Below are 26176 nucleotides of genomic sequence, written 5' to 3' on the forward strand. Positions count from 1 at the left end.
ACAGGGAATTGCTATGTCTTTTGCCGTACCACGTACATTATCGCTCTCTTTACTCGCCGCACTCGTGCTGGCGGGGTGTGCCGAAAAAGGGGCCGCCCCGCTTAAAAAAGGTGAGAAACCTGTAGATGTGGCGAGCGTGGTGCGGCAAAAAATGCCCTCTACGGTGAAAGACCGCAATGCGTGGGCCGAGGCATTAGCGAAGACCTTTGAAAGTCAGAAAATTGCCCCTACCGAGGAGAATATCTGCTCGGTACTGGCAGTGGCGCAGCAGGAGTCAATGTACCAGTCAGACCCGGTGGTGCCGGGGCTGAACAAAATTGCCTGGAAAGAGATCGACCGTCGCGCGGAATCGATGCATATCCCGGTGTTCCTAGTGCATACCGCCCTTAAAATCACCTCGCCAAACGGCAAAAGCTACAGCGATCGGCTGGACACGGTGAAAACCGAGAGACAGCTGAGCGCCATTTTTGATGATTTCATCAATATGGTGCCGATGGGGCAGAAACTGTTCGGCTCGCTTAACCCGGTGCACACCGGCGGCCCGATGCAGGTCAGCATTGCGTTTGCCGAGCAGCATACGGACGGTTATCCGTGGAAAATCGACGGGACGGTGCGCCAGGAAGTCTTCTCCCTGCGTGGCGGACTGTGGTTTGGCACGTACCATCTGCTGAACTATCCGGCGAGCTACAGCGAGCCGTTGTACCGCTTTGCTGACTTTAACGCGGGCTGGTATGCCAGCCGAAACGCGGCGTTTCAGAGTGCGGTCAGCCGTGCCAGCGGGGTGAAACTGGCGCTGGACGGCGATCTCATCGCCTACGGCAGCAGCAAGGCGGGCACTACGGAACTGGCGGTGCGCAAACTGGCAACAACGCTTGGCATGAGCGATAGCGACATTCGCCGTCAGCTGGAGAAAGGGGATAGCCTGGCGTTCGAGAAGACGGATCTCTACACAAAGGTTTTCACGCTGGCCGAGAAGAAGAGTGGAAAAGCGTTACCGCGGGCAATCCTGCCGGGTATTCAACTGGAAAGCCCGAAAATCACGCGTAACCTGACAACGGCATGGTTCGCCAAACGCGTCGACGATCGTCGGGCTCGTTGCATGGGACGTTAATGGCGGCGACGCAGGCGTACGACTAACGTGACAACACCGAGAATCAGACAACCCGCGAGGAAGGGGACAAGGCCAAACAAGGTGCTCACACCCAAACCAATCTCAACCCGCGGGCGTCCGTTATCCTGCACCTGCATCAGATGTTCATAGACGCCAGGCGCGTGAACCAGCATGTTGAGAAGCTGAGAGCCTGCCCAGAAGCAGAACAGGACAAACAGGGCATACGCAATATTACCCGCAGTGGAGGTTTTTGGTGGTGTGCCGCCAAAAATCGGTTTCGACAATGTAAAGTCAGCCATAAAGACCTCCGGAAATATCACTCTGTTAATACGCTTCGCACACGGTGAGTTTGACAGGTCATAGCATTTGTCAATATCAGAATCGTGGTAATTTCCCCTGCGGAATTCTCCTGGATTGTCGATTTCTGCAGCACATCACAAATTCATTACTTAACTGAAATTGCGTCGTGTTTCAGATTTTCCGCATCTGCCACAGACCCGATCGTAAAACTGTGAGAGGATGTTTTTTTTTCCTGCCGGAGTTGTTATGAAGCTCACGTCCAAACTACGCCGTGACTGGCACTACTACGCCTTTGCTATCGGGCTGATCTTTATTCTTAACGGTGTCGTAGGGCTGCTGGGGTTTGAAGCCAAAGGATGGCAAACCTATGCTGTCGGGCTGGTGACCTGGGTGATCAGTTTCTGGCTGGCTGGGTTAATTATCCGCCGTCGTCCGGAAGAGACGACAGCGGATGAGACGGAGACGGTGAAAAGAACCGATTAACCGTTTACGGAACTTTTGAGGGCGCTGTCAGCGGCATGACGCTCCAGCGCCAGTTCGATCAGACGAGTGATCAGCTCAGAGTAACCCAGACCGCTGGCCTGCCACAGTTTTGGATACATGCTGATGTTGGTAAAGCCTGGCAGGGTGTTGATTTCATTAATCACCACCTCATTATCTGGCGTCAGGAACACATCCACACGCGCCATGCCGCAGCAGCCAAGAGCCTGATAGGCGTTGATGGCGATCGCCCGGATCTTATCGTTGATGGCCGGATCGATATTTGCCGGCACGACGACCTGAGCGCCTTTATCATCAATGTATTTGGTGTCGTAAGAGTAGAAATCGCTGTTTAACACCACTTCACCGCAGGTGCTTGCCTGTGGGAAATCATTGCCCAGCACCGCGCACTCAATTTCACGGCCTTTGATACCCTGCTCAACCACGACTTTGTGGTCAAACTCAAAAGCCAGACGAACGGCTTCGGTGAACTGCGCTTCGCTTGTCACTTTGCTGACGCCAACGGAGGAGCCCTGGTTCGCAGGCTTCACGAACAGCGGCAGACCCAACTGGGCGGAAATCTGGCTGAATGTGTATTTATCGCGGTTGGCGCGGGTGAGTGTCACGAACGGGGCAACGTTCAGCCCGGCATCGCGCAGCAGGCGTTTGGTGACGTCTTTATCCATACAGGCGGCGGAGCCCAGTACATCGGAGCCGACAAACGGCAGGTTCGCCATGCGCAGCATACCCTGCAGCGAACCATCTTCGCCCAGCGTGCCGTGGACGATTGGGAACACGACGTCAATCTGAGCAAGAGCCTGTGCATTACCGGCGTCGATAAGTTGCCCCTTCACTACGCCAGGGACGGTGGCGACGCTGATTTCAGAAGGATTAAGGGCGATATGTGCCGGATCGTTGGCGTTTAACAGATACTGGCTCGCATCGTTCACATGCCACTGGCCCTGTTTATCAATGCCCAGCAGCACTACGTCGAAACGGTTTTTATCAATCGCATCGACAATATTTTTTGCCGACTGCAATGAAACCTCGTGCTCCGCTGATTTTCCCCCAAAGACAATACCTACGCGCTGCTTTGCCATCTTACTCTCTTCCAGTCTGACGAAAAGCCAATAACATACCACGATGCCCTGCGGGTTTCGCGACCTTCTGCCATAATGTTTTGGGAGTAAAGAGGGGGGAGTGTGAAAGGCAAAACGTTGCTGATCGTTTTCATTCTGGTGGCAGTCGCAACGGTGGGTTACCGCTGGTTGCCGTCTCACTACAACCCTTTTACGCCGCTCTCGCTTGACGACCCGCCAGGCCTAATCACTCAGTACAAACTGCGGCGCCTTACCCCCGAGGCGTGTGCCAGCCTGTTATCGCAGGCCAATCAGAAGGCCCTTATTCGCACACAGCCTGTCGCCGACAGCGCCGGAGCATGCCCCCTTCACAACGTGGTGCGCGTGCGTGACTTCGGACCGGTCAGCCTGAACAGCAGCTTTCTTGCCAGCTGCCCGCTGGCGCTGAGTTCTGCACTGTTTGTCAGCCAGCAGGCCCGGCCACTCACCAGAACCTGGACCGGAAGCGAGCTGGTGCGCATTGAGCACCTGGGCAGCTACGCCTGTCGCAATATTTACCACCGCCCTGATGCAAGACGCAGCGAACATGCCACGGCAGAGGCGCTGGATATCAGCGCGTTTCGGCTGGCGAACGGTGAACGGGTCACCATTCTGCACGGCTGGAGATCGACCAAAACGCAGCCGTGGCTGCAGGCGCTGCTGACAGCGAGCTGCGGCTACTACGGGAACGGCCTGGGGCCGGAGTATAACGCGGCGCACGCCAACCATTTCCATCTGGGAATGCGCGGCTTTGGACTCTGCCGCTAAAGCATAATCTTCCGCCAGAAATTGGATGATTTGTGACATATTTCACAAATATGATGACTGGGAAGATAAAACACCAAAGTCAGCAAGGCCGCATCTCTGGCACGGCGTAGATGCCGGTAACTTGCTAATCTGTCGACGCATTTGCCTAAAAATGAAGACTATTTCTTTTATGGAATCCTGGAAAGTTAACCTCATCTCGGTCTGGTTCGGGTGTTTCTTCACCGGGCTGGCCATCAGCCAGATTTTGCCCTTTCTGCCGCTGTACGTCTCGCAGTTGGGCGTGACCTCGCATGAAGCCCTCTCCATGTGGTCGGGGCTGACGTTCAGCGTGACGTTTCTGGTTTCCGCCATTGTGTCACCCATGTGGGGGAGCTTGGCGGATCGAAAAGGGCGCAAGCTGATGCTGCTGCGCGCTTCGCTTGGGATGGCAATAGCCATACTGCTGCAGGCCTTTGCCACTAACGTCTGGCAGCTGTTTATCCTGCGGGCGATCATGGGGCTGACATCCGGCTATATTCCGAACGCCATGGCGCTGGTCGCTTCACAGGTGCCGCGTGAACGTAGCGGCTGGGCGTTGAGTACGCTCTCCACCGCACAGATCAGTGGCGTTATCGGCGGCCCGTTGTTAGGCGGCTTTCTGGCCGACCACGTAGGGTTGCGCGCCGTCTTCTTCATTACCGCTATCCTGCTGGTGATCAGTTTTCTGGTGACGCTGTTTCTGATCAAGGAGGGGGGACGCCCGGTGGTCAGTAAATCTGAACGCCTGAGCGGCAAAGCGGTCTTCGCCTCGCTGCCGTATCCCGGGCTGATGATAAGCCTGTTCGTAACCACCATGGTGATCCAGCTCTGTAACGGTTCGGTAGGCCCGATTCTGGCGCTGTTTATAAAATCGATGGAGCCAGACAGCAGCAATATTGCGTTTCTCAGCGGGATGATTGCTGCCGTGCCGGGCGTATCGGCGTTAATCTCTGCGCCGCGGCTGGGAAAACTGGGCGACAGGATCGGTACGGCGCGTATCTTGATGGCCACGCTGATTTTTGCCGTGGTGCTCTTTTTTGCGATGTCGTTCGTCACCTCACCGCTTCAGCTCGGCGTGCTGCGATTCCTGCTCGGCTTTGCCGATGGCGCCATGTTACCTGCGGTGCAGACCTTGCTGGTGAAATATTCAAGTGACCAGGTGACAGGGCGTATTTTTGGCTATAACCAGTCATTTATGTATTTAGGTAATGTTGCCGGTCCGCTTATTGGCGCATCCGTTTCGGCGATGGCCGGTTTTCGTTGGGTATTTGCGGCCACGGCGATTGTGGTGTTGATCAATATTATCCAGCTGGCGATTGCGCTGAGACGCCGTCGCCAATTAGAGCAGGCGAGAGCAGCGCGTTAATTTTTTGACGGAATGTATTATATATTCTTATGGTTGCCGCATTTTTATATAACTAAATGCGGCTTTTTCTAAAGAGAAAAACGTTTCGCTGCTTGCCATTCATCTTTATTTTGGCAGCAGCATCACTTTTGCATAAGATAATACTTTTCTCCTCTTTGCATTATTCATTCTGAATGCTAAGTTCAGAAAAAACGCATAAGGAAATAGCACGATGAAAAATCTCATTGCTGAGTTGCTGGTCAAGCTTGCACAAAAGGAAGAAGAGTCAAAAGAACTGGTCGCCCAGGTTGAAGCGCTGGAAATTGTCGTTACGGCGTTGCTCCGACAAATGACACAACCGCAGCAACAGGCGTTAATCGATAATGTAGAAAGCGCGCTGGACAAGGCTCGCCCCGATTCGCTGGTCCCCGCTGAAGATGCGGAGATGCTTCAGCAATACGTAAAGAAGCTATTAAGGCATCCTCGCAGCTAGCCTGCTGAAAGAGAATGGCCTGTCATAGAATGGTCATGCAGGATGCCTGTCGTCGCTCTGTTTTTATTTTTGGCCTTCGCACTGGGAGAAAAGAATTTAAACAGAGCCTCTATTTCATCTCATGCCTCTCGCTATTAAATACCCTAACGCGTCAGGCGAAACCGGGTAATGAACATCGTGCCGCGCCAGAGATGAAATAATCCATAAACCCGAAGAAAATCATTGTCGCAGGGTGGTTTTTTTCCCGCAACGAACCAGACTTAATGTGGATCTTCACATAAAGGATGGTGCAATGAAAACAACAATACTGGTTACCCTGTTTTCCGGCCTGTGCCTGATCGCCTCAGCGCATGCGGAAGAGAAAACCTTAACACCTCAACAGCAGCGTATGACGACCTGCAATCAACAGGCGACAGCAAAAGCGCTGAAAGGGGATGCCCGTAAGACATATATGAGCGATTGCCTCAAAAATGGTGCATCCAAACCAGATGAAAAAAGCCTGACGCCGCAGCAGCAAAAAATGCGTGAATGTAACGCTCAGGCCACGCAAAAAATGCTGAAAGGCGACGATCGCAGCAAGTTTATGAGTGGTTGTCTGAAGAAACAGGCATAGTCCTATCGGGTGAGTCCTTACGGTGACTCACCCGAAATTTCATACTTTCTCCGCATCCCCCCTCTCTATAATTTGGGAAAATGTTTCAGAATATTCCCAAAATATGATGAACGACGAAAACTTTTACAATAAAGAGCGTATCGGGGAAGAGTGGCTTCAAAACCTTTCTCAGGATGACGCGCACCGTACCGGCATACGCTTTGCCCGGCGCGTCCGGCTGGGGCGGATTGTGGGTCTGGCGGCGATGTTTTTTCCTGTTGCCGGCGTTCTGGTCACGCATTTTCTGCCCGGCGGCTGGTGGTTATTACTGGTGAGTTGGGTTTTTATCTGGCCGCATCTTGCCTGGCAGTTCACCTGCCGTTCATCTCAACCTTATCAATGTGAAATCTTCAATCTGAAGATCGACGCTATTTTTACCGGCATCTGGATTGGCCTGATGGGCGTGAACGCTCTGCCATCGGCTGCGCTGGTTATGATGATGGGCATGAATATGATGGGATCCGGCGGCTGTCGCCTGTTTCTCGCAGGCATTGCCATAACCACGTTATCCGCTGTCGTGACGCTGAAGCTAACCGGAAATGTTGTGGTGCCCTCTTCCGGATCGCTGGAGTGGTGGCTGACGCTGCCGGTCTTGATGATCTACCCAATACTCTTTGCCTGGGTGAGCCATCAGACGGCCATTCGCCTGGCGGAAAATAAGCGAAGACTTGAGCTGATGAGTACCCGCGATGGCATGACGGGCGTTTATAACCGGCGCCACTGGGAAACGTTGCTGCGGATGGAGTATGAAAAGTGCCGACGGGATCATTGTCAGACCACGATCCTGCTTATCGATATCGATCACTTCAAGAGCATCAATGATACCTGGGGACATGATGTGGGCGATGAAGCGATCATTGCTATCACTCGTCAACTGCAGCTGACGCTGCGGGCCGGGGATTATATTGGCCGTTTCGGTGGCGATGAGTTCGCGATCATCATGTCCGGCACCCCGGCAGAAAGTGCAATTGCGGCGATGTCCCGCGTCCACGAGCGGCTGAAAAAACTGTCGTTACCCTGCGCCCCGAACGAACGGCTTCGCATCAGCGTGGGGGTTGCGCCGTGGGGAACACAGTTTGCCCACTACCGCGAATGGTTAAAAGCGGCAGATATCGCGCTTTATAAAGCCAAAAATGCCGGACGCGGACGTACCGAGGTGGCCGCCTGACGTCCGGCTTAGTTTGGTCAGGACTTACTCAGCTTCTCTGACTTTTCCATGCATTTCGCCATCGCTTCAATGACCGCCGCACGGAACCCGCGCTCTTCCAGCACCCGCACCGCTTCGATGGTGGTACCGCCAGGCGAGCAGACCATATCTTTCAGTTCCCCTGGATGCTTACCGGTTTCCAGCACCATTTTGGCTGAGCCCATCACCGCCTGTGCGGCAAATTTATAGGCCTGCGCACGTGGCATACCGCCAAGCACCGCAGCATCCGCCATCGCTTCCAGGAACATGAAGACATACGCAGGAGCAGAGCCACTCACGCCCACAACCGGATGGATCATCGATTCGGCAATCACTTCCGCTTCGCCGAAGCAGCGGAAAATGTTCAGCACATCGGCCACATCTTCCGTGGTCACCAGCGCGTTAGGGGTGATGGAGGTCATCCCGGCGTTGACCAGCGAAGGGGTATTGGGCATTGCGCGAACAATTTTACGGTCATGACCCAGTGCACGGGCCAGCTGATCGAGCGTCACGCCTGCGGCAATCGACACCACCAGCGTGTCTTTATTCAGGCTGGAGGTGATCTCGCTCAGGACTTTGATCATGATATTCGGTTTAACCGCCCCAAAGACGATATCGGCGACCTGGGCCACTTCCTGCGCGCTTTCGGCTGCGTTAATACCATACTCATCACGTAACGCCGCGACTTTATCCGGTGATGGTGTATAGACCCAAATCTGACCCGGCAGGACCTGCCCGCTGGCGATCAGGCCACCCAGGATGGCTTTGCCCATGTTACCGCAGCCAATAAACCCGATTTTCTTATCCATCACGTTTCTCCGTCGTTATGCGTTGTTTTCTCTGATTGATAGCTTAACAACGAAATGCAGGCGACAATAGTCGCCAGTATCAATAGGGGAGACATTATGGCGATTTGGGTTGATGCGGACGCATGTCCGAATGTGATTAAAGAGATTTTGTTCCGCGCTGCCGAGCGTGTTCAGATGCCGCTTACGCTGGTGGCAAACCAGAATATCCGCGTACCGCCTTCCCGATTCATTCGTGCGTTGCGGGTTCCTGCCGGTTTTGATGTGGCGGATAACGAGATCGTACGGCTGTGCAGCGCGGAAGATCTGGTGATCACGGCGGATATTCCATTGGCCGCAGAGGTACTGGAAAAGGGCGCCGCAGCGCTGAACCCGCGCGGGGAGCGTTACTCACCAGCAACCATCCGGGAAAAACTGACCATGCGCGATTTCATGGATACGCTTCGCGCCAGCGGTGTGCAGACCGGCGGGCCAGACAGTTTATCTCAACGTGACCGCCAGCAGTTTGCCGCAGAGCTCGATAAGTGGCTGCTGGAAGTGAAGCGTCGCACTGCTAAATGATAATCATTGTCAATATGTGGTACAGTATGGCAGTGACAGGGTTGTCATTCCGTACTGCTTTGCAGTAAAGTAAACGCAACATCTTCTGCAATTATTTCTTTACACTCTTCAGCCATCCGGCATCAAGGGGAAACACCTGGTTATGACCCAACCCATCTTTTTAGTTGGCCCCCGCGGCTGTGGGAAAACCACCGTTGGCCTGGAGCTGGCGCGTGCCTGTCAACGTCATTTTGTTGATACCGACCACTGGCTGCAGACGCAGGCCGGACAAACCATCGCAGATATCGTCGAAAAAGAGGGCTGGGAGAGCTTTCGCAGCCGTGAAACGGCCGCGCTGGAAGCGGTGACGGCTCCCGATGCGGTAATTGCCACAGGCGGCGGAATTATTCTGGCGGCATATAACCGCCGCTTTATGCGCGAAAAAGGGATTGTGATTTACCTCTGTGCGCCCGTGGCTGCGCTGGTGGGGCGTCTGGAAGCGTTTCCGGAAGAGGGGCAACGCCCTGCGCTGACCTCCAGACCGCTCAGCGAAGAGGTGAGCGAGGTGCTGGCGGAGCGCGATGCGTTATACCGAGAAGCGGCACATCACGTAGTGGATGCTTCCGCGTCGCCCGAAGAGGTTGTGATTCAGATTATTACCGCCCTGCGTTTGGCTTGTGCCAGCTAACCGCCGTCTATACTTATAGCTCTGACATAAAAAAAGGATGAGCTATGCCAACCAGACCTCCCTATCCGCGTGAAGCACGTATTGTTACCGTTGAAAAAGGCAATGGCGATCAAACCGTGACCTGGTATCAACTGCGTGCCGATCACCCTAAACCCGACTCTCTCATCAGTGAACATGAGACTGAACAGGAAGCGCTGGATGCGAAACGGCGCTACGAAGATCCCGATAAGTCATGAATGTTTTCCTAAACGCTCCAATACCGTGCCTGAATCACACTTTTTACTCATCGCTAATGTTAAGCAGGAGTTAATATTTAGTTATTACAGGTAGCTCCGTTACCGGCAGGTGATCTTTACATTTCGGGATGGAGATCACCTGCTACGCTTGGTGCTGTTTTGTTGAAAAAACGAACTGTGCAGCGTAGTGAGCCTGTACCTGTGTAATAAGTTTTTGTAGTAATGGAAGGCGAAGACGATGAAGGCAACGTTGGCGATCATCACTATTGGTGTGGTCCCTGTAAGCGAAGTGTTACCGCTCTTAACCGAGCATGTATCTGAACAACAGATCACGCATCTCAGCCTGCTGGGGAAGATGAGCCGGGAAGAGGTCATGGAGGACTACGCTGTAGAGGCGGGGGAGGATCCCCTGGCGACGTTATTAAGCGACGGTAAACTGGCGCATGTTTCACGACAGAAAATTGAGCGCTCGCTGCAGGCAGTAATAGAAGTGCTCGATAATCAAGAGTATGACGTTATTTTGCTGATGAGTACTGCTCCCATTAAGGGGCTCATGGCGCGTAATGCGATTTTACTCGAGCCGATGCGAATCATTCCGCCGCTGGTGGCATCCATTGTGGACGGACACCAGGTGGGGGTGATTGTGCCCATTGAAGAACTCATGGACAACCAGGAAGCAAAATGGCACGTGCTTGAAAAAACGCCCCTGTATGCGCTGGCCAATCCTTTCTGGGACAGTGAGGCCAAACTCATTGCGGCCGGGAAGGAGCTACTGGAGCGCGGGGCCGATGTGTTGATCCTCGACTGCCTGGGGTTCCACCAGCATCACCGCGATCTACTGCAAAAAGCGCTGGATGTGCCGGTACTGTTGTCGAACGTTCTGATGGCGCGTCTGGCCTCAGAACTCCTTACCTGATGATTTTGCGTGACAGGTCATGAGCATGGCCCCTATAGTGAATTTTTATCTAAAAATATAAGGGCCAGTTCATGCTTCAAAGTAACGAATACTTTTCCGGTAAAGTGAAATCCATTGGTTTTACCAGCAGCAGCACTGGCCGCGCCAGTGTCGGCGTGATGGCTGAAGGGGAGTACACCTTTGGTACGGCCGAAGCTGAAGAGATGACGGTGGTAAGTGGTGCGCTTAACGTCTTACTGCCGGGTGAAACGGAATGGAAAGTTTACTCTGCCGGCGAAGTTTTCAACGTCCCTGGCCACAGTGAGTTCCATCTGCAGGTTGCTGAACCGACCTCTTATCTGTGCCGCTATCTGAAATAATCTTCTTCCCTCTCCCCGTTGGGGAGAGGGTCAGGTTGAGACGAAATTATCTCTGCGCTTCGCCGCCGAGGCCTTCTACCAGATTTTGAATCAACGCGGCCAGCTCGCCGGTCATCAGGATAAAGTCCGCATCAAAGCGCTGGGCGTAATCTTCACGATCGATATCTTCGTTCTGATCGCGCAGTTCATCGCAGAACTTCAGGCGCTTAACAGAGCCATCGTCACACATCACAAACTGAATACGCTGCTGCCAGTCGAGCGCCAGTTTAGTGACCACTTTGCCTGCTTCAATGTGGACGGCGATCTCGTCGCTTACCAGATCCTGCTTTTTCGCACGAATGACACCGCCATCCTCAAGCAGGGCTTTCAGTTCGGCTTCATCGAGGATCTGGAACCCTTGCGCCGCCGTGCCGCTGCGAACCCATTCGGTCAGGGTTAACTCGATAGGCGTTTCCAGCGCCAGTGGAACCACCGGCAAAGAGCCGATGCTCTTACGCAGCAGGGCCAGCGTATCTTCCGCTTTTTTGGCGCTGGCGCAGTCCACCATGATCAGCCCGTTGACGGTATCGATCCACATCATGGTCTGGCTGAAGCGGCTAAACGCGCGTGGCAGCAGGGAGTGCAACACTTCGTCTTTCAGGGAATCTTTTTCGGTCTTTTTCAGCTTGCGGCCCTGTTCGGCTTCAAGCTTGAAAATTTTCGCTTCCAGCGCTTGCTTCACCACCGGCGTGGGCAGGATTTTCTCTTCTTTACGGGCGCAAACGATGATTTGACCCGTGCTGCTGGCGTGGGTCAGGGCATCGCTTTGTGAACCCATTGGCGGAACCCAACCGGTTTTTGCCATATCCTGGCTTCCGCAAGGGGAAAAGGTATAAGCGGCTAACTGTTTTTCCATCTCTTCTGCACGCAGCGAAACGTCGCGGCTGAGACGGTAAACCATCAAATTTTTGAACCACAGCATGATAATTTCCACGGCCTTGTCGTTAAATCAGCGGGCATGATAACGAATTGTCGCATCGCTTGCATTGCTAATCGGGAAGCGTGCTTCTACTCTGTTGATAATCAAAATAATGAGGAGAGTCTTGTGCGTATTGGGATTGATTTGGGCGGCACCAAAACTGAAGTTATCGCACTGAGCGAGCAGGGGGAGCAGCTTTTCCGTCACCGCCTGCCCACGCCGCGCGAAGATTATCACCAGACTATCGAGACGATTGCCCGGCTGGTTGAGATGGCAGAGCAGGCGACAGGACAGACCGGCTCCGTCGGGATGGGCATTCCCGGGTCCATTTCGCCTTATACCGGGGTGGTGAAAAACGCCAACTCCACCTGGCTCAACGGCCAGCCTTTTGATAAAGATTTGAGCGCGCGTCTGCAGCGCGAGGTGCGTCTGGCAAATGATGCAAACTGTCTGGCGGTATCAGAGGCGATTGACGGTGCGGCGGCGGGTGCCCAGACCGTTTTTGCTGTCATCATCGGTACCGGCTGCGGGGCCGGTGTGGCGTTCGGCGGGCGTGCGCATATTGGCGGTAACGGTACGGCAGGCGAGTGGGGACATAACCCATTGCCATGGATGGATGAAGACGAACTTAAATACCGTACTGAAGTGCCGTGCTACTGTGGAAAACAGGGCTGTATTGAGACGTTTATCTCCGGCACCGGTTTTGCCACCGATTACCACCGCCTGAGCGGTCAGCCGCTTAAGGGTAACGAGATCATGCGTCTGGTTGAGGAGCAGGATCCCGTGGCGGAACTGGCGTTGAGCCGCTACGAAATGCGCCTGGCGAAATCGCTGGCGCATGTGGTGAACATTCTCGATCCTGATGTGATTGTGCTGGGCGGTGGGATGAGCAACGTCGACCGGCTGTACGCGACGGTGCCTGCTCTCGTCAAACAGTGGGTCTTCGGCGGCGAGTGTGAAACCCCAATCCGCAAAGCCGTCCACGGTGACTCCAGCGGCGTGCGCGGCGCAGCGTGGTTATGGCCGGAATAAAAGCAAAACAGCAACGCACGTTGCGGTTTTTTATGTTTGTACCCTCTCCCTGTGGGAGAGGGCCAGGGTGAGGGCACCAGACCGCACCGTAAAACAGCCCCTTTACTGCACCGCAAACTCCTTATCCAGTCTGCTATACCCCAGTCCATTAATCTTCTTCACTTTGATTTGCACCGGAATACGCTCCTTCATAGCCTCGACGTGGCTTATCACGCCGATGGTTTTCCCGGTGGCATTCAGCGCGTCGAGCGCATCCAGCGCGGTGTCCAGCGTCTCGCTGTCGAGCGTGCCGAAACCTTCATCCAGGAACAGCGAATCGATTCGCGTTTTGTGGCTCACCAGGTCGGAAAGTGCCAGCGCCAGCGCCAGACTGACGAGGAAGCTTTCGCCGCCAGAAAGCGTGCGGGTATCGCGTACGGCATCGGCCTGCCAGGTATCAACCACCTCCAGCTCCAGTGCGTCGCTGACTTTACGCTGCAGCAGATAGCGCCCGTGCAGGCGGTTAAGCTGCTGGTTAGCGAGCCAGACCAGATTATCCAGCGTCAGACCCTGGGCGAATTTACGGAACTTGTCGCCGGTGCTGGAGCCTATCAGCGCATTCAGATAACCCCAGTCCTCGGCCAGACGTGAGGCCTCGTCAATTTGCTGCATCAGCGCCAGCTGGTGCTGGCGGTTATCGCTGTCCTGCTTAAGCTGCTGGCGGATCTCCCCCTGATGAGTGGTGTTCTCGCGAAGCTGCTGCGCCAGCTGCTGTAGCTGCGCATGCAGGGTTTGCGCGTCGGCGTCCAGCCCTTCCGGTCGCTGATGCTGGTGGGCCTGTAGCAGCTGTTCAGCCTGCCCGCTAAGCGCAATTGCCTGCTGAAGCTGGCTCTCCAGCGTCTGCTTGCGTTGTTCAAGATGGCGGATGGTCTCCTCATCCAGCAGCGCGGCGAGAAAGGCCTCGCGATCGGCGAAGCAGCTTGCCGCCAGCGCGGTGGCAAATTGCGCTGTGGCGTGCTGTAGCCGCTCGCTTTCCAGACTCTCCTGCTGCTGCAGGGTGGCAAGCTGGCTTTGCAGGGACAGGCATTCGTCGTGGATCTCGCGCCAGTTCTCAGGAATGGCCGGTTCTGCCTCGGTGTCATCGCCTGCCGGAAGCGTATCGAGCAGCGGTTTCAGGGTATTAATGCGCTCCTGAATTGCAGCATACTGCGTCTGTTTTTCCTGCCACAGGTTGAATTCCGTTTCCCGGGCGTACAGCCAGGCGGTCTCTTCCCCCTCTTCAGGAACATGCAGCGACAGCGCGAGCAGGGCGTTTTCCAGTGCCTGACGCGTTGCCGACAGCTGCTGCTGGTACTGACGCTCCTGCGCTTGCTGTTCGTTAAGCTGGTTTTGCAGCGTCAGGCGCTGGCTGAGCTGATAGAGCTGACGTTCGTACTGTTCCTGTTCGTTCATCCATGGGGCGATATCTTCCTGAATATTCAACGAGATATTCAGGTCTGCACAGACCTCCTGCCACTCTTTAATGAGTGCTTGCTCTTCCTGAGAGAGCGCCTGCGCTTCGTCTGTTGCTCGCTGGATCTGCTGCGTCAGGGCATTGACCTGTCCCAGCACCAGCAGACCTTCCTCTTTAAGCGCGGCAACCTCTTTTTCCAGCGCGTCCCGGCGCCGCTGGTTATCGGTGAGCTCAAGCGCCTGATACGTCTCAATGGCGGGATGTTCACTGGAGCCGCACAGTGGGCAGGGTTTTCCGGCCTCAAGCTGCGAGCGGTAGCTTTCCAGCTTTTTGATCGTCGCTTCGCTTTCACACAATGCTTTCAAATCGACATAGTGCTGGTTTTTTTCTTTGTACTGCTGGCGGCGCAGCGTCAGCGTTTCATTGAGTTTTACCTGCTCGGACTGCGCTTTTTGCCGGGTATCCGCGTTCTCTTGCAGCCGTTTTTGCAGCGGCTGATAGCGGGCATGAAGCGTGGTCAGGCGCTGGCGTAAAGGACGTGACCGGGACTGTTGCTCCATTGCCGCTGCCACGTCATCCGCCGTCAGCGTCAGGGGGGGTTCCGGCATCCCGGCGAGCTTCTGACGTAATTCAGCAATACGGGCTGCAAGCGTGGCAATCTGATGTTTATCGCGGTTCAACTGCGCAAAATGGGCGCGCCAGCCAGCAATCTCCTGGCCCCACACGCGGTAACGTTCATGCTCCGCCAGCCATGTTGCCTGGATCGTAAGGTCATTCTGCAGTTGCGCATGGGTACGCAGCGCCGTATGACGGATGCGTGAGCGCTGCGCGGCTTTGGCCTGTAAGCGAGTATTTACTTCGACAATGCGCTGCTTTGTCTGCGCGAGGCGCGTGGTTTGTTCTTGCTGGCTATCCCACAGGGGGCGAAGCTGGGCGGCGGGCTGCGCAAGCTGGAGCTTGGCCAGCTCAGGCGCGGCGTCGGTCAGAGCCTGCTGCGCCTGCTGTTGCAGGAGCATAACCCGCTGCTGCTCGCGAATAAGCTCGTCGTTGCGCGTCAGCCACTGAAAATCGCGCTGTTGGTTCTGCTGCTGAGTCAACAGGGTTTTCTCTTCGTCAGTAAGTGCCTGCAAACTCTGCTGTAACTGCTGCTGTTGCGCTTCGCTCAGTAACACCACGCCTGCGGCCTGCGCCTCGCACATCTCAAGCGCGTTACGGGCGGCCTTATGTTTCTCGAACACCATCGCTGAGATCTGACCGTAGATCTCGGTGCCGGTCAGCTCTTCCAGCAGTTCGGCGCGATCGCCCGGTTTAGCGTTGAGGAAGGCGGCAAACTGCCCCTGGGAGAGCAACATTGAACGGGTAAAACGGCTATAATCCAGCCCGGTGAGCGCGGCGGTTTGCTCCAGTTTGTCCGTCACTTTATCTGCCAGAATTTTACCGTCTTCACAACGCGCCAGTTCAACGCGCGGTGCCTGCAGGTTTCCATCTGGCTGATTGCGCGCGCGGTTCTGGCTCCAGAACGCACGATACGCTATGCCTTTTACCTCAAACTCCACCTCGGCCAGGCACTCGGCGGTATCGCGGGTCATCAGGTCGTTTTGTGCCTGGGAGACTTTTTGCAGACGCGGCGTTTCGTGGTAAAGGGCCAGACAGATGGCGTCGAGCAGGGTCGTTTTCCCGGCACCGGTCGCGCCGGTAATGGCGAACAGCCCGTTGCTGGCAAACGGCTCGGCGGTAAAGTCAATTTTCCACTCGCCCTTAAGGGAGTTGAGGTTTTTCAGACGCAGGCTCAGAATTTTCATGCGTTTTCTTCCTCATCGCTGAGCGCGTGCAGGGTATGAAGGAACAGCTCGTTAAGCCTTGCGCGCGTGGTGTCGTCAATCTCTTCCTGCGACAGTCGGCGTTCAAATACCTCTTCCACCCTCAGTTCGCTGAGCGTTTCACGCTGTGCGCCGAGCAGAATTTTCTCGCGCTGTTCGCGGCTGCGGCGAACCAGTAAGACCTCGACGGGCAGATCTTCCGTCAATGCCTGAATTTTACGCTGCATATCATGCAGGTAGTCGTCGGTCGTGATTTCAATATCCAGCCAGATGGGCGGATTTTGCTCGACACCGCGCCACTGCTCCAGCTGAGCGGTAATCGCCGCCAGATCGCCCTTCAGCACCGCCAGCGGTTGGGTGACGGGGACCTCCAGCGACTCCACGGCACTGAGTTTGCCCTCATTAAAGCTCACCAGGTGCACACATTTGGCTTTGCCGGTCTCATCAAAACTGAGCGCAATGGGCGAGCCGCAGTAGCGAATGTGCTCGCAGCCGCCGATGACCTGCGCCCGGTGAATATGCCCGAGCGCGATATAATCCGCTGGCGGGAAATTTTGCGCCGGGAAGGCGTCCAGCGTACCAATATAGATGTCACGCACCGCGTCACTTTTACTGGCGCCGACGGTAGTAAGATGCCCGGTGGCAATCACCGGAATGGCCTGTTCGCCGCGCAGGGCGCAGGCATCGGTATGTTGCTGGTGATAATAGTCCGTGATGCTCTGCAACAGATGCTGCTGCTTTTCCCCGCCGGACATCCCCGCCTGACTCTGAACGATATCGCGTGGGCGCAGGAAGGGCACCGGACACAGCACCGCTCCCGGTGTACCGTCACGTTTTTTCAGGATCTGCGGCGCATGACCGGCGCTGGCTACCACGGTCGTGTTAAGGAAGGCCAGGATATCGCGGGATTCATTCAGCGTTGCGACGGAGTCGTGGTTACCGGCGACAATCACCAGATGACAGCCGGTTTGTTGCAGATTTACCACGAAGCGGTTGTAGAGCTCACGCGCATAGCTTGGCGGCGAACCGGTATCAAAAATGTCACCCGCAACAATAATCGCGTCCACCTCGTGCGATCGGGCCGTGTCCAGCAGCCAGTTCAGGAACGCTTCATGCTCCGCTGCCCGGCTTTTGCTGTAAAAGTTTTGACCCAGATGCCAGTCCGAGGTGTGTAATATGCGCATAGCGAATCCGTGGCAAAAAAAGGGAATGGGGATTATAAACTTTCAGAAGCTGGAAAATAACCGCTGTAATAAAACAACAGTTTGCCATTTTACGTGGTACTGTTTTTCATAAATCTGTCATAAATCTGACGCATAATGACGCCGCATTACAAACTTGTAACTTAAATAAGATAAGACAGGGCAAAGTATGGCGAGACGTATTCTGGTCGTAGAAGATGAAGCTCCAATTCGTGAAATGGTGTGCTTCGTGCTCGAACAAAATGGCTTCCAGCCGGTTGAAGCGGAAGATTATGACAGCGCGGTGAACCAGCTGAATGAACCCTGGCCCGATCTGATCCTGCTTGACTGGATGTTGCCTGGCGGCTCCGGACTGCAGTTTATCAAACACCTCAAGCGTGAAGCGATGACCCGCGATATCCCCGTTGTCATGCTTACCGCGCGCGGTGAAGAGGAAGATCGCGTGCGCGGCCTTGAGACCGGCGCGGATGATTACATTACCAAACCCTTCTCACCGAAAGAGCTGGTTGCCCGTATTAAAGCTGTGATGCGCCGTATTTCACCGATGGCGGTGGAAGAGGTCATTGAGATGCAGGGCCTGAGCCTTGATCCTACCTCGCACCGTGTTATGACGGGCGAAAATCCCCTCGACATGGGGCCTACCGAATTCAAACTCCTGCATTTCTTTATGACTCACCCGGAGCGTGTTTACAGCCGCGAGCAGTTGCTGAATAACGTCTGGGGAACTAACGTGTATGTCGAAGACCGGACGGTTGACGTACATATCCGCCGCCTGCGTAAAGCGCTGGAACTGAGCGGACACGATCGCATGGTACAGACGGTCCGCGGCACGGGTTATCGTTTTTCTACCCGTTTCTGAACAATGACAGGAGTGTGACGCGTGCTGGAACGTCTGTCATGGAAAAGGCTCGTCTTTGAACTGATCTTATGTTGTATTCCGGCCTTCATTTTGGGGGCCTTTCTTGGATACCTGCCGTGGTTTCTGCTGGCGTCCGTGACCGGGCTGCTGATCTGGCATTTCTGGAACTTACTGCGCCTCTCCTGGTGGCTGTGGGTTGACAGAAGTATGACGCCTCCCCCGGGAAGCGGGAGCTGGGAGCCGCTGCTTTACGGCCTGCACCAGATGCAGATGCGTAATAAAAAGCGCCGTCGCGAGCTGGGAAGCCTGATTAAACGCTTTCGCAGCGGTGCGGAATCGCTGCCGGATGCGGTGATTCTGACCACGGAAGAGGGAACAATCTTCTGGTGTAACGGTCTCGCCCAACAGCTGCTGGGCCTGCGCTGGCCGGACGATAATGGCCAGAACATCCTCAACCTTCTGCGTTATCCGGAGTTCACGCAGTATCTGAAAAAACGTGATTTCACGCGTCCGCATAATCTGAAGCTCAACAATGGCCGCCATCTTGAAATACGTGTAATGCCCTACAGCGATCGGCAATGGCTGATGGTGGCGCGTGACGTCACCCAGATGCACCAGCTGGAAGGGGCACGACGCAACTTCTTCGCCAACGTGAGCCACGAGCTGCGCACGCCGCTGACGGTGCTGCAGGGCTATCTGGAGATGATGCAGGAGCAGACGCTTGAAGGGGCGCCGCGTGAGAAGGCGCTGCATACCATGCGCGAGCAGACGCACCGTATGGAAGGGCTGGTGAAACAGCTGCTGACGCTGTCGAAGATTGAGGCGGCTCCGACACTTGCCTTAAATGACACTATCGACGTACCGATGATGCTGCGGGTAGTGGAGCGCGAAGCGCAAACCTTAAGCCATAAAAAACATCATCTGACCTTTGACGTCGATAACAGTCTGAAGGTGCTCGGGAGCGAGGATGAACTGCGGAGTGCTATCTCTAACCTGGTCTATAACGCGGTTAATCATACCCCGGAAGGAACGGATATTATGGTGCGCTGGCAGCAGACACCAACGGGGGCCGAGTTTAGCGTCGAGGATAACGGGCCGGGCATTGCGCCTGAGCATCTTCCACGTCTGACCGAGCGGTTTTACCGGGTAGATAAAGCCCGTTCCCGGCAAACGGGGGGAAGCGGGCTGGGGCTGGCCATTGTGAAGCACGCGGTGAATCACCATGAAAGCCGCCTCGATATTCAAAGCACGCTGGGCAAAGGAACCCGTTTCAGTTTCGTTATACCGGAACGATTAATTGCCAAAAAGATCGCCTGACGGCGGGTGTGTCATTTTACCTTTCCACGGGCCAGCTATTGCTGGCCCGTTTGCTTTGCAGTAAAGCGAAACGCGAATGAATTTTATACGGCTGGTGCTTTTTTGTTCGCATGATTAGCCATGGCTTTTTCATGATATTAGCGAATTATTCTGGTTGGTATTTTCATGATGGTATATTGTTCTGGTTTTACGATCCCTCCTTGCCTTTAAACGTTATAAGCGTTTAAATTGCCCCCCAGATACTGTCAGACCGACTGTATTTGCGTGGTAAATCGAAAAACTATTCTTCTCCACGCCAGGACGGGAGCATATCCCGCTGAAATTGAGCAAAATTTCCGCTGTATCGTCCCATTGGGGATGGCGAAAATCTCAATATATTCAACACCACATCCACAGGCAGTAAGGTTTTATGACCCATCACTTAAAATCGCGTGACATCATCGCGCTGGGCTTTATGACATTTGCGCTGTTCGTTGGCGCAGGCAACATCATTTTTCCCCCAATGGTTGGCTTACAGGCGGGTGAACACGTCTGGACAGCAGCATTTGGTTTCCTGATCACTGCCGTGGGCCTGCCGGTGTTGACCGTGGTTGCGCTGGCGAAAGTTGGCGGCGGCGTTGATAGCCTCAGCACCCCAATTGGTAAAGTGGCTGGCGTTCTGCTGGCAACGGTGTGTTATCTGGCCGTTGGCCCGCTGTTTGCGACCCCGCGTACTGCGACAGTCTCCTTCGAAGTGGGGATTGCGCCACTGACCGGTGACGGTGCGATGCCGCTGTTTATCTACAGCCTGGTTTACTTCGCTATTGTGATTCTGGTCTCCCTCTATCCGGGCAAACTGCTGGATACCGTGGGTAACTTCCTGGCTCCACTCAAAATTATCGCGCTGATCGTGCTGGCGGTTGCGGCCATTATCTGGCCTGCGGGTCCTATCAGCAGCGCGATGGATGCCTACCAAAACGCGGCCTTCTCTAACGGATTTGTGAACGGCTATCTGACCATGGATACGCTGGGCGCGATGGTGTTTGGTATCGTTATCGTGAACGCCGCCCGTTCCCGTGGTGTGACCGAAGCGCGTCTGCTGACCCGCTATACCATCTGGGCTGGTCTGATGGCCGGTGTGGGCCTGACGCTGCTCTATCTGGCGCTGTTCCGCCTGGGTTCCGATAGCGCCACGCTGGTCGATCAGAACGCGAATGGTGCGGCAATTCTGCACGCTTACGTTCAGCACACCTTTGGCGGTGCGGGCAGCATGCTGCTGGCGGCCCTGATCTTCCTGGCCTGTCTGGTGACGGCGGTTGGCCTGACCTGTGCCTGTGCGGAGTTCTTTGCGCAATATCTGCCGCTCTCTTACCGCACGCTGGTATTCATCCTCGGCATCTTCTCCATGGCGGTGTCTAACCTCGGTCTGAGCCACCTGATTCAGGTCTCCATTCCGGTGCTGACGGCCATCTATCCGCCGTGTATCGTGCTGGTGGTGTTGAGCTTTACGCGTCCGTGGTGGAACAACTCCTCGCGAATTATTGCGCCAGCCATGTTTATCAGCCTGATTTTTGGTATCCTTGACGGGATTAAAGCATCAGCGTTTGCTCACATCCTGCCAGCCTGGACACAGCGTCTGCCGCTGTCTGAGCAAGGTCTGGCCTGGCTGATGCCTACCGTTGTTGCACTGGTTCTGGCCATTATCTGGGACCGTGCTGCAGGGCGTCAGGTCGCATCGAACGCCCATTAATCAACGGCAACAAACTGTTTAACCACGGGGCTTAAGGCCCCGTGGTTTTTTGTTTTTTTCGTGTTGAATGGCAAGATTTAAATGGAAAGCACTAACAAACTCAAACGTGGGCTGAGCACGCGCCACATTCGCTTTATGGCGCTCGGCTCCGCTATCGGTACCGGTCTTTTTTATGGCTCGGCAGATGCCATCAAAATGGCCGGTCCAAGCGTTCTGCTGGCCTACATCATCGGCGGCGTGGCGGCTTATATCATCATGCGTGCGCTGGGAGAGATGTCGGTTCATAACCCTTCAGCCAGTTCATTCTCGCGCTATGCGCAGGAGAATTTAGGCCCGCTGGCCGGGTTTATCACCGGCTGGACCTACTGCTTCGAAATTCTGATTGTGGCCATTGCCGATGTCACCGCCTTTGGCATCTACATGGGCGTCTGGTTCCCGGCGGTTCCGCACTGGATTTGGGTGTTGAGCGTGGTGCTGATTATCTGCGCCGTCAACCTGATGAGCGTGAAGGTCTTCGGTGAGCTGGAGTTCTGGTTCTCCTTCTTCAAGGTTGCCACCATCATCATCATGATTGTGGCCGGTTTCGGCATCATCATCTGGGGGATCGGTAACGGCGGCCAGCCAACCGGTATTCATAACCTCTGGAGCAACGGCGGCTTCTTCAGCAACGGCTGGCTCGGCATGGTGATGTCGCTCCAGATGGTGATGTTCGCCTACGGCGGGATTGAGATCATCGGAATTACCGCCGGGGAAGCCAAAGACCCGGAGAAATCCATTCCACGCGCCATCAACTCGGTGCCGATGCGTATTCTGGTGTTCTATGTGGGTACGCTGTTCGTCATTATGTCTATCTATCCGTGGAACCAGGTGGGGACCAACGGTAGCCCGTTTGTGCTGACCTTCCAGCATATGGGCATCGCCTTTGCGGCCAGCATCCTGAACTTTGTGGTCCTGACCGCGTCGCTGTCAGCGATCAACAGTGACGTCTTTGGCGTGGGCCGCATGTTGCACGGCATGGCAGAGCAGGGCAGTGCGCCAAAGGTCTTTGCCAAAACCTCCCGTCGCGGCACGCCATGGGTGACGGTTATGGTGATGACCGTTGCGCTGCTGCTGTCGGTCTACCTGAACTACATCATGCCGGAAAACGTCTTCCTGGTGATCGCTTCTCTGGCGACCTTCGCGACCGTGTGGGTGTGGATCATGATCCTGCTGTCACAGATTGCGTTCCGCCGCCGTCTGTCCCCTGAGGAGGCAAAAGCGCTGAAGTTTAAAGTGCCAGGCGGGGTAGCGACGACCGTCGTTGGGCTGATCTTCCTGGTGTTTATCATCGGCCTGATTGGCTACCATCCTGATACCCGTATTTCCCTCTACGTAGGCTGTGCGTGGATCGTACTGCTGCTGGTGGGTTGGGTGTTTAAATGCCGCCGCGACCGTCAGCTGGCGCAGGCGCAGTAATATTTTATGCCCTCTCCCTGTGGGAGAGGGCATTTTGTCTCCTCCTCCTTTCTCCTCCCCCAATAAATCACGTCATGGTGAGCTAACCTTAATCACCCTGTGGCAAGGTGACGTCAATTTCATCAAAGGGGATTCGTGATGTTAAACGCCTGGCACCTTCCGGTTGCCCCATTTGTTAAGCAAAACAAAGACAACCTTGTGATTACGCTCTGGCTGGCGGGGGAAAATCAGCCTGAACGCGTGACGCTACGCGCTGAAGTCGATAATGAAGAAACCACGCTGAAAATGCACAAGCAGCGCAGCCAGCCGCAGCCTGGCGTAACGGCATGGCGGGCAAACATCGACTTGCGCAGCGGCCAGCCGCGCCGACGCTATAGCTTTAAGCTGCTCTGGAATAACCGCCAGCTGTGGTTTACCCCGCAGGGATTTAGCCGTTTTCCTCCGGCGCGGCTGGAGCAGTTTGCCGTCGATTACCCGGACGCTGGCCCGCAGTGGGTTAACGATCAGGTCTTTTATCAGATCTTCCCGGATCGCTTTGCGCGCAGCGAAACGCGCACCGCCGGGCAGGATAAGGTTTATTACCACCACGCTGCAGGACACGACATTATCCTGAAAGAATGGGATGAGCCGTTAACCGCGCAGGCGGGCGGCTCGACGTTCTACGGCGGCGATCTTGACGGCATCAGCGAAAAGCTACCGTATCTGAAGAAGCTGGGCGTGACGGCGCTGTACCTTAACCCGGTGTTTAAAGCACCGAGCGTGCATAAATACGATACCGCCGATTATCGCCACGTTGACCCGCAGTTTGGCGGTGATGACGCGCTGCTTCGTCTGCGTAAAAATACGCAAAAAGAGGGCATGCGTCTGATTCTGGACGGCGTGTTCAACCACAGCGGCGACTCACACGCGTGGTTTGACCGTCATAACCAGTCGATGGGCGGGGCGTGCCATAACCCGGATTCACCCCAGCGCGACTGGTACAGCTTCAACGAGGAGGGTCACGCGCTGGACTGGCTGGGCTATCCGAGCCTGCCGAAGCTGGATTTCCAGTCGCCAACGCTGGTGAACGAGATTTACGGCGGTGAAAACAGCATTGTGCGCCACTGGTTGAGTGAGCCATGGAATATGGATGGCTGGCGTCTTGACGTGGTGCATATGCTCGGTGAAGCGGGCGGGGCGCGTAATAACCTTCAGCACGTCGCTGGCATCACCCGTGCAGCAAAAGCCGCGCAGCCGGAGGCGTTTGTGTTTGGCGAACATTTTGGCGACGCGCGCCAGTGGCTGCAGGCGGACGCAGAAGATGCGGCAATGAACTATCGCGGTTTTACCTTCCCGCTGTGGGGATTCCTTGCTAACACCGATATTTCCTACGATCCGCAGCATATTGATGCGGAAACCTGCATGGCGTGGATGGATAACTACCGCGCCAGTCTTTCGCATCAGCAGCAGTTACGGATGTTTAACCAGCTGGACAGCCATGACACCGCGCGATTTAAATCCCTGCTCGGTAAGGATGTCACGCGCCTGCCGCTGGCGGTGACCTGGCTCTTTACCTGGCCGGGCGTGCCGTGCATCTATTACGGCGATGAGGTGGGGCTGGACGGGAACAACGATCCATTCTGCCGCAAAACCTTCCCATGGGATCCGGCGAAGCAGGACAACGTGCTGTTCAGCCTGTATCAGCGGCTGGCGAAACTGCGTAAGCAGAGCCAGGCGCTGCGCTACGGTGGTTGTCAGGTGGTTTATGCCCACGACAACGTGGTGGTGTTTGTCCGCGTCTATAACCAGCAGCGCGTGCTGGTAGCCATCAACCGGGGCGAGGCGTGCGAAGTGGTGCTGGATGACTCTCCGCTGCTTAACGTGAGCGCGTGGCAGCTAAAAGAGGGGAAAGGGAGCGTGCAGGAGGGGATCCTCTCCCTGCCGGCGATTTCTGCTTCCGTCTGGTTTGGCTGACGGCGTGATAACAAAAAGGCCCGCATAAGCGGGCCTTTTTCGTAAACCGTGCCGATTACAGGCTGGATACGTTCTCGGACAGGTATTTCGCAACGCCGTCTGGGGACGCAGACATACCTTCTTTACCTTTTTCCCACTGAGCCGGACACACTTCACCGTGCTCTTCGTGGAACTGCAGCGCGTCAACCATACGCAGCATTTCGTCGATGTTACGACCCAGCGGCAGATCGTTCACAACCTGGTGACGCACGATGCCGTTCGCGTCGATCAGGAAGGAGCCACGCAGCGCAACGCCAGCGTCCGGATGTTCGATACCGTAAGCCTGCTGGATTTCGCGTTTGATGTCCGCAACCATTGCGTATTTCACCGCACCGATGCCGCCTTTGTCGACAGGGGTGTTACGCCATGCGTTGTGTACAAACTCAGAGTCGAAGGAGACGCCAACCACTTCTACGCCACGCTTCTGGAATTCTTCATAACGTTTGTCGAACGCGATCAGCTCAGACGGGCAAACGAAAGTGAAGTCCATTGGCCAGAAGAACAGAACGGTCGCTTTACCGTTGGTGTGCTGTTTGAAGTTGAAGTTTTCAACGATTTCACCGTTGCCCAGAACTGCTGCAGCTGTAAAATCCGGAGCCGGACGAGTTACCAGAACCATATGATTCTCCTGTAGATACTAAGGTTATTTGGAACGCAACGCGAGCCAGTATAGAGAGTGTTCATGGATAAGACAAAGAGGTGGTGACAATCGTTCCGCCAGCTTTTACCTATCAATGCGAATTCTGTCAGAGCTGTTTGTTTTTCGCCTGCGCCATCATTCGCGGGTAAAACTGCCAGAAACGCGTTTCCAGCGCATCGTAATGTTCGTCCAGGTCATGCCAGGAGTCGCGTAGTGCATCCAGCCGCGGTCGGCGGCTCGCCATCCCATTTAACACATTCTGGATGAAGTCCATCTCGCGATAGCGCTCCAGCCAGCGTTCCGACCACAGGTAATTATTCAGATTCACAAAGCGCGGCGGCGAGTCGGGCAGAATGATCGACACCTGCTGGTGGGCGTAGCGCACAAAATCCGGCAATGGCATCTCCGGCGACAGCTGCGCCCAGTGGCGCGACAGGAAATGGTCCCACATGACATCAAGCGAGATTGGCGCAACGCGGCGCGTTTCAGGGCGAAACCACGCTTTGGCCTCGGTTACTTCTGGCAGGTTATCCGTCATGACATCGATACGACGATGCATAAAAATCCCGTCGACAACTTCAGCGGACCAGGTCTCGGCGGGGTTGCCGCGGACGAAATCGGCCAGCAAATTGCCGGAAAGGGAGCTGTCAGCGAGGTGAGCGAGGTGCAGGTGAGCGAGAAAATTCATGCGTTTTATTTGTCCGGGGGCGGCTAGTTGTTGCAG

Annotated in this window: 26 protein-coding genes; 18 read left to right on the forward strand and 8 right to left on the reverse strand. The window is 55.2% G+C overall.

Annotation, left to right across the window (positions count from 1 at the left end):
• Window positions 1-13 precede the first annotated feature (13 nt).
• Window positions 14-1111, forward strand: coding sequence for a DUF1615 domain-containing protein (locus ACOTZF_RS15095; protein WP_129252878.1), 1098 nt, complete (start codon window positions 14-16; stop codon window positions 1109-1111).
• Here the strand turns inward: ACOTZF_RS15095 and ACOTZF_RS15100 are convergent.
• Window positions 1108-1410, reverse strand: a complete 303-nt coding sequence (locus ACOTZF_RS15100; protein WP_421636116.1) for a DUF2755 family protein — start codon at window positions 1408-1410, stop codon at window positions 1108-1110. The two genes, ACOTZF_RS15095 and ACOTZF_RS15100, sit on opposite strands and share 4 nt — an antisense overlap.
• 247 nt (window positions 1411-1657) lie before the next feature.
• Between ACOTZF_RS15100 and ACOTZF_RS15105 the strand changes: the two genes are divergently transcribed.
• Window positions 1658-1894 carry a DUF2754 family protein gene (locus tag ACOTZF_RS15105; RefSeq protein ID WP_020686357.1) on the forward strand — a complete coding sequence of 79 codons (237 nt, stop codon included), beginning with the start codon at window positions 1658-1660 and terminating at the stop codon, window positions 1892-1894.
• Here the strand turns inward: ACOTZF_RS15105 and ddlA are convergent.
• Entirely contained in the window at window positions 1891-2991 is a 1101-nt protein-coding gene (ddlA, locus tag ACOTZF_RS15110) for a D-alanine--D-alanine ligase (protein WP_048970445.1), read from the reverse strand. The genes ACOTZF_RS15105 and ddlA overlap by 4 nt on opposite strands.
• A gap of 102 nt (window positions 2992-3093) precedes the next feature.
• Here ddlA and ACOTZF_RS15115 point away from each other — a divergent pair, with 102 nt between their 5' ends.
• The 5 genes from ACOTZF_RS15115 (at window position 3094) to adrA (ending at window position 7453) form a co-directional block, all read left to right on the forward strand.
• Entirely contained in the window at window positions 3094-3777 is a 684-nt protein-coding gene (locus ACOTZF_RS15115) for an extensin family protein (protein WP_095439984.1), read from the forward strand.
• Between the two features lie 169 nt (window positions 3778-3946).
• The gene (locus ACOTZF_RS15120; RefSeq protein WP_013095809.1) at window positions 3947-5161 is read left to right on the forward strand and encodes a multidrug efflux MFS transporter; all 1215 of its coding nucleotides are present in this window, start codon (window positions 3947-3949) and stop codon (window positions 5159-5161) included.
• Window positions 5162-5372: 211 nt separating this feature from the next.
• On the forward strand, window positions 5373-5633 hold the full coding sequence (gene iraP / locus ACOTZF_RS15125) for an anti-adapter protein IraP (RefSeq protein ID WP_013095810.1): 261 nt from the start codon (window positions 5373-5375) through the stop codon (window positions 5631-5633).
• A 292-nt stretch (window positions 5634-5925) separates the two neighbouring features.
• Entirely contained in the window at window positions 5926-6246 is a 321-nt protein-coding gene (gene psiF / locus ACOTZF_RS15130) for a phosphate starvation-inducible protein PsiF (protein WP_129252880.1), read from the forward strand.
• Window positions 6247-6349: 103 nt separating this feature from the next.
• Window positions 6350-7453, forward strand: a complete 1104-nt coding sequence (adrA, locus tag ACOTZF_RS15135) for a diguanylate cyclase AdrA (RefSeq protein WP_129252882.1) — start codon at window positions 6350-6352, stop codon at window positions 7451-7453.
• Between the two features lie 17 nt (window positions 7454-7470).
• On the opposite strand, the gene proC is transcribed toward adrA, so the two are convergent.
• Complete coding sequence (gene proC / locus ACOTZF_RS15140; RefSeq protein ID WP_013095814.1) at window positions 7471-8280, reverse strand: pyrroline-5-carboxylate reductase; 810 nt, start codon at window positions 8278-8280, stop codon at window positions 7471-7473.
• A gap of 96 nt (window positions 8281-8376) precedes the next feature.
• On the opposite strand from proC, the gene ACOTZF_RS15145 reads away from it, so the two are divergent.
• The 5 genes from ACOTZF_RS15145 to ppnP all read left to right on the forward strand — a co-directional run bounded on the left by ACOTZF_RS15145 (window position 8377) and on the right by ppnP (window position 11016).
• The gene (locus ACOTZF_RS15145; RefSeq protein ID WP_013095815.1) at window positions 8377-8838 is read left to right on the forward strand and encodes a YaiI/YqxD family protein; all 462 of its coding nucleotides are present in this window, start codon (window positions 8377-8379) and stop codon (window positions 8836-8838) included.
• Between the two features lie 142 nt (window positions 8839-8980).
• A complete protein-coding gene (gene aroL / locus ACOTZF_RS15150) occupies window positions 8981-9505 on the forward strand; it encodes a shikimate kinase AroL (RefSeq protein WP_058678422.1) in 525 nt (174 codons plus the stop codon).
• A gap of 44 nt (window positions 9506-9549) precedes the next feature.
• Window positions 9550-9741, forward strand: coding sequence for a protein YaiA (gene yaiA / locus ACOTZF_RS15155; protein ID WP_013095817.1), 192 nt, complete (start codon window positions 9550-9552; stop codon window positions 9739-9741).
• Window positions 9742-9979: 238 nt separating this feature from the next.
• Complete coding sequence (locus ACOTZF_RS15160; RefSeq protein ID WP_013095818.1) at window positions 9980-10657, forward strand: AroM family protein; 678 nt, start codon at window positions 9980-9982, stop codon at window positions 10655-10657.
• Window positions 10658-10728: 71 nt separating this feature from the next.
• Window positions 10729-11016, forward strand: coding sequence for a pyrimidine/purine nucleoside phosphorylase (gene ppnP / locus ACOTZF_RS15165; RefSeq protein ID WP_013095819.1), 288 nt, complete (start codon window positions 10729-10731; stop codon window positions 11014-11016).
• 46 nt (window positions 11017-11062) lie between these two features.
• Here the strand turns inward: ppnP and rdgC are convergent, their stop codons facing one another.
• Window positions 11063-11977, reverse strand: a complete 915-nt coding sequence (rdgC, locus tag ACOTZF_RS15170) for a recombination-associated protein RdgC (RefSeq protein WP_013095820.1) — start codon at window positions 11975-11977, stop codon at window positions 11063-11065.
• Between the two features lie 123 nt (window positions 11978-12100).
• Here rdgC and mak point away from each other — a divergent pair, with 123 nt between their 5' ends.
• Window positions 12101-13006 carry a fructokinase gene (gene mak / locus ACOTZF_RS15175; protein WP_129252884.1) on the forward strand — a complete coding sequence of 302 codons (906 nt, stop codon included), beginning with the start codon at window positions 12101-12103 and terminating at the stop codon, window positions 13004-13006.
• Between the two features lie 102 nt (window positions 13007-13108).
• On the opposite strand, the gene sbcC is transcribed toward mak, so the two are convergent.
• Both sbcC and sbcD read right to left on the reverse strand, forming a co-directional pair.
• Complete coding sequence (gene sbcC / locus ACOTZF_RS15180) at window positions 13109-16240, reverse strand: exonuclease subunit SbcC (protein WP_129317783.1); 3132 nt, start codon at window positions 16238-16240, stop codon at window positions 13109-13111.
• Complete coding sequence (gene sbcD / locus ACOTZF_RS15185; protein WP_020686366.1) at window positions 16237-17442, reverse strand: exonuclease subunit SbcD; 1206 nt, start codon at window positions 17440-17442, stop codon at window positions 16237-16239. The genes sbcC and sbcD overlap by 4 nt, the downstream gene beginning before the upstream one ends.
• Window positions 17443-17629: 187 nt before the next feature.
• Between sbcD and phoB the strand changes: the two genes are divergently transcribed.
• From phoB to malZ, 5 genes are all read left to right on the forward strand, one after another.
• The gene (gene phoB, locus ACOTZF_RS15190) at window positions 17630-18319 is read left to right on the forward strand and encodes a phosphate response regulator transcription factor PhoB (RefSeq protein ID WP_010428026.1); all 690 of its coding nucleotides are present in this window, start codon (window positions 17630-17632) and stop codon (window positions 18317-18319) included.
• A 21-nt stretch (window positions 18320-18340) separates the two neighbouring features.
• Complete coding sequence (gene phoR, locus ACOTZF_RS15195; protein WP_029883416.1) at window positions 18341-19636, forward strand: phosphate regulon sensor histidine kinase PhoR; 1296 nt, start codon at window positions 18341-18343, stop codon at window positions 19634-19636.
• A 409-nt stretch (window positions 19637-20045) separates the two neighbouring features.
• Entirely contained in the window at window positions 20046-21365 is a 1320-nt protein-coding gene (gene brnQ, locus ACOTZF_RS15200) for a branched-chain amino acid transporter carrier protein BrnQ (protein ID WP_013095826.1), read from the forward strand.
• 81 nt (window positions 21366-21446) lie between these two features.
• The gene (gene proY / locus ACOTZF_RS15205; RefSeq protein ID WP_020686369.1) at window positions 21447-22820 is read left to right on the forward strand and encodes a proline-specific permease ProY; all 1374 of its coding nucleotides are present in this window, start codon (window positions 21447-21449) and stop codon (window positions 22818-22820) included.
• A gap of 138 nt (window positions 22821-22958) precedes the next feature.
• Window positions 22959-24773 (forward strand): maltodextrin glucosidase, encoded by a 1815-nt coding sequence (gene malZ, locus ACOTZF_RS15210; RefSeq protein ID WP_038985393.1) that lies wholly within the window; start codon window positions 22959-22961, stop codon window positions 24771-24773.
• A gap of 55 nt (window positions 24774-24828) precedes the next feature.
• On the opposite strand, the gene ACOTZF_RS15215 is transcribed toward malZ, so the two are convergent.
• Complete coding sequence (locus tag ACOTZF_RS15215; protein ID WP_013095829.1) at window positions 24829-25431, reverse strand: peroxiredoxin; 603 nt, start codon at window positions 25429-25431, stop codon at window positions 24829-24831.
• Between the two features lie 127 nt (window positions 25432-25558).
• Complete coding sequence (gene acpH / locus ACOTZF_RS15220; protein WP_129252888.1) at window positions 25559-26140, reverse strand: ACP phosphodiesterase; 582 nt, start codon at window positions 26138-26140, stop codon at window positions 25559-25561.
• Window positions 26141-26176: the final 36 nt, after the last annotated feature.

The sequence above is a fragment of the Enterobacter cloacae complex sp. SHL021 genome, from assembly GCF_049237765.1.
Lineage (GTDB): Bacteria > Pseudomonadota > Gammaproteobacteria > Enterobacterales > Enterobacteriaceae > Enterobacter > Enterobacter cloacae.

What these genes read in the sequence shown, in the direction of transcription:
- proY (WP_020686369.1), top strand. Translation starts at nt 21,447, where the DNA reads ATGGAAAGCACTAACAAACTCAAACGTGGGCTGAGCACGCGCCACATT.
- ddlA (WP_048970445.1), bottom strand. Translation starts at nt 2,991, where the DNA reads ATGGCAAAGCAGCGCGTAGGTATTGTCTTTGGGGGAAAATCAGCGGAG.
- brnQ (WP_013095826.1), top strand. Translation starts at nt 20,046, where the DNA reads ATGACCCATCACTTAAAATCGCGTGACATCATCGCGCTGGGCTTTATG.
- ACOTZF_RS15100 (WP_421636116.1), bottom strand. Translation starts at nt 1,410, where the DNA reads ATGGCTGACTTTACATTGTCGAAACCGATTTTTGGCGGCACACCACCA.
- sbcD (WP_020686366.1), bottom strand. Translation starts at nt 17,442, where the DNA reads ATGCGCATATTACACACCTCGGACTGGCATCTGGGTCAAAACTTTTAC.
- iraP (WP_013095810.1), top strand. Translation starts at nt 5,373, where the DNA reads ATGAAAAATCTCATTGCTGAGTTGCTGGTCAAGCTTGCACAAAAGGAA.
- ACOTZF_RS15105 (WP_020686357.1), top strand. Translation starts at nt 1,658, where the DNA reads ATGAAGCTCACGTCCAAACTACGCCGTGACTGGCACTACTACGCCTTT.
- yaiA (WP_013095817.1), top strand. Translation starts at nt 9,550, where the DNA reads ATGCCAACCAGACCTCCCTATCCGCGTGAAGCACGTATTGTTACCGTT.
- sbcC (WP_129317783.1), bottom strand. Translation starts at nt 16,240, where the DNA reads ATGAAAATTCTGAGCCTGCGTCTGAAAAACCTCAACTCCCTTAAGGGC.
- ACOTZF_RS15120 (WP_013095809.1), top strand. Translation starts at nt 3,947, where the DNA reads ATGGAATCCTGGAAAGTTAACCTCATCTCGGTCTGGTTCGGGTGTTTC.
- malZ (WP_038985393.1), top strand. Translation starts at nt 22,959, where the DNA reads ATGTTAAACGCCTGGCACCTTCCGGTTGCCCCATTTGTTAAGCAAAAC.
- adrA (WP_129252882.1), top strand. Translation starts at nt 6,350, where the DNA reads ATGATGAACGACGAAAACTTTTACAATAAAGAGCGTATCGGGGAAGAG.
- ppnP (WP_013095819.1), top strand. Translation starts at nt 10,729, where the DNA reads ATGCTTCAAAGTAACGAATACTTTTCCGGTAAAGTGAAATCCATTGGT.
- aroL (WP_058678422.1), top strand. Translation starts at nt 8,981, where the DNA reads ATGACCCAACCCATCTTTTTAGTTGGCCCCCGCGGCTGTGGGAAAACC.
- proC (WP_013095814.1), bottom strand. Translation starts at nt 8,280, where the DNA reads ATGGATAAGAAAATCGGGTTTATTGGCTGCGGTAACATGGGCAAAGCC.
- acpH (WP_129252888.1), bottom strand. Translation starts at nt 26,140, where the DNA reads ATGAATTTTCTCGCTCACCTGCACCTCGCTCACCTCGCTGACAGCTCC.
- phoB (WP_010428026.1), top strand. Translation starts at nt 17,630, where the DNA reads ATGGCGAGACGTATTCTGGTCGTAGAAGATGAAGCTCCAATTCGTGAA.
- ACOTZF_RS15215 (WP_013095829.1), bottom strand. Translation starts at nt 25,431, where the DNA reads ATGGTTCTGGTAACTCGTCCGGCTCCGGATTTTACAGCTGCAGCAGTT.
- ACOTZF_RS15095 (WP_129252878.1), top strand. Translation starts at nt 14, where the DNA reads ATGTCTTTTGCCGTACCACGTACATTATCGCTCTCTTTACTCGCCGCA.
- ACOTZF_RS15145 (WP_013095815.1), top strand. Translation starts at nt 8,377, where the DNA reads ATGGCGATTTGGGTTGATGCGGACGCATGTCCGAATGTGATTAAAGAG.
- ACOTZF_RS15160 (WP_013095818.1), top strand. Translation starts at nt 9,980, where the DNA reads ATGAAGGCAACGTTGGCGATCATCACTATTGGTGTGGTCCCTGTAAGC.
- psiF (WP_129252880.1), top strand. Translation starts at nt 5,926, where the DNA reads ATGAAAACAACAATACTGGTTACCCTGTTTTCCGGCCTGTGCCTGATC.
- rdgC (WP_013095820.1), bottom strand. Translation starts at nt 11,977, where the DNA reads ATGCTGTGGTTCAAAAATTTGATGGTTTACCGTCTCAGCCGCGACGTT.